This window comes from Helicobacter suis, assembly GCF_902196135.1.
GTDB classification, from domain to species: domain Bacteria; phylum Campylobacterota; class Campylobacteria; order Campylobacterales; family Helicobacteraceae; genus Helicobacter; species Helicobacter suis_A.
Genome location: NZ_CABIKE010000036.1, coordinates 1 through 2,049, shown reverse-complemented (window position 1 = coordinate 2,049; position 2,049 = coordinate 1). Strand labels below are relative to the sequence as shown.

Here is a 2,049-nt window from a genome sequence, read left to right as displayed (position 1 = left end):
ATTAGAAAGAGATTTAGCCCCACAAGAAATACACGAAGTGATTAGCAAGTGGGATTTAAAAAACCCTAGCCCTAAAGATAGATTATTAATTGGTAGAGTGGAAGGGCAGGAGTTAGAACAACTAGCTAAAGAATTCAAGTTTAAGGGCAATTATGCGCTAGCTAGAGAGATAGACGCTAAACATGTAGCTCATATAATGAATAGGCATAGTGATGCCAAAATTGAAACTTCCCGTAATCAAATCCCAATCACGCTTGAGGATATTAGCAACTATCCAAATTTGGCTAAAAGTGCAGAAATTAGAGAGATTGAGGGGAATAGAGTAAAATACAAAAAGCAGATTAACGGACATTATGCAGTTATAGAGGAAGCTTTAACCAGTCAGAACAAGTTAAGACTAATAACGATGTGGAAAAGCAAGAGAGATATTGCGACCCCTCGTACGCCTTCCTCTAAGGGATACGACTTAGACCGAACTCTAAGCAGGGGTTATCAATTGGATACTACCACTCCCCCCCTTAAAAGTCAAGATTTTAATAACTACATTGATGTAGAAGTGATCGATCACCCTAAAGCACTCCCCTACAAGACTACAGGTGAGATTTATAAGGAGGCTAAAGCTAAAGGCTTAAGTTATGCGGAGTTTAAGGCGCTAAGAGAGCAAGAGAAAGCCACTAAAGCCCTACACACTACAAGATACATTGAGTTTAAAAAAGCTGAGAGTCAAAACATTAAAGACTTATTAGACCCCAATAAGCCCTTAAAAATGCTTAAGCCCGATCAGATCACAGAGAGATTATTAGATCAAGTTAAAAAGCATAATGCTAAGGTGTGGGTAGGGGAGCTTAAAAATTTAACATTAGCCAATCAACTTAAGCTAGATACAAACCACCCTATTAAACTTACCTTTAATGGTAGCGCACTAACCCATGTAGAAAAACAACACGGCAATACTTCCATTCACTATCTTAAAAACAAACAACCCCCAGTAGGGATACAAGATATTAGGGATTATCCTAAAGTTGTGAATAGTGCAGACGCAATCAAATTAGAAACCACTAGGGATAATCAAAAAGCCTTAGTTGCGGGTAAACAGATCAACGGATATTTTATAGTGGTAGAAACTATTAGCAGAAAGCAAAATGAGCTGAAGCTAAAAACCATGTATAAAGAAAACGGGAAGTTAGAAAATAGCCCAATATTTAAAGATAGTGGCTTGAGCTCGCGACTACTAACAAGTAGCGAAGACTCCCTAAGCCCAAAACCTAGTGTCAACTTAGACGCGCCACCACAAGCCGGCGCGAAGTTTAACACTCCCGCCCTTAAAAATCAAGATGAGTTAGCCCCTGAAGTACAAGAACTTTTAGCTAAAGATAAGATTAAATGGTACTATAAAAAAGCCATAAACAAACATTTAGGTTTAGAAAATGGCGATTATATCCCTAATCTATCGCCTGATGTGAAAAATATCTTAAATTGCACTGCTACAAATTGATCCTCAGGTTTTCCTCCATATTTTGCCCATTCCTTATAAAATTTCTTTTTCTCATTTTCTAATAATGTTTGCCGTGCCTGTTGGCTTAACTTAGGTTTATATTTAGGGTTTAACGCTTTCCATTTAGGTTCTATTGGGGGTTGTGTTTGACTTTTAAGGAACTTCTGCGCGGTGGATTTTTCAGCGGTGCTTAAATCACTATTAAGCGGTTTTTCTGTAGCATTCACCCGGTCGTTAGGGTGTAGATTAGTCCCATCACCCTTAGTAATCCGATTACTTGGTAGGACATCTGAATCGGGCGACTTTTCTAGTTTGTAGGCTGTAATAATCCAATGATTATCGCCTTGATTATTCCACCCCCTAGATAGTCCTATTCTGTAAGTTTGTTGATCGTATTTACCAATAATGGTATTTATCCCATGCTCACTAATGAGTTCCCCATTTTTTACCAAATACTCCAACCCATTCCCCAACTTCTCATAAGCGTTATTCCCCTCAAACCCTTTAAAATCATCAAGGTGTTTTTCTATAATCTTAGCTAGTCCATGCCCTTT

1 protein-coding gene and 1 pseudogene are annotated in these 2,049 nt (G+C 38.2%); one reads left to right on the top strand and one right to left on the bottom strand.

Annotated features, from left to right (window positions below):
- Positions 1-1,495 (top strand): annotated as a pseudogene (locus tag G6Q06_RS08285) (hypothetical protein); the annotation flags it as partial.
- Here G6Q06_RS08285 and G6Q06_RS08280 read toward each other — a convergent pair.
- Positions 1,435-2,049 (bottom strand): hypothetical protein (locus tag G6Q06_RS08280; RefSeq protein ID WP_163566297.1); only part of this gene is annotated, 615 nt, incomplete at its 5' end. The pseudogene G6Q06_RS08285 and the gene G6Q06_RS08280 sit on opposite strands and share 61 nt — an antisense overlap.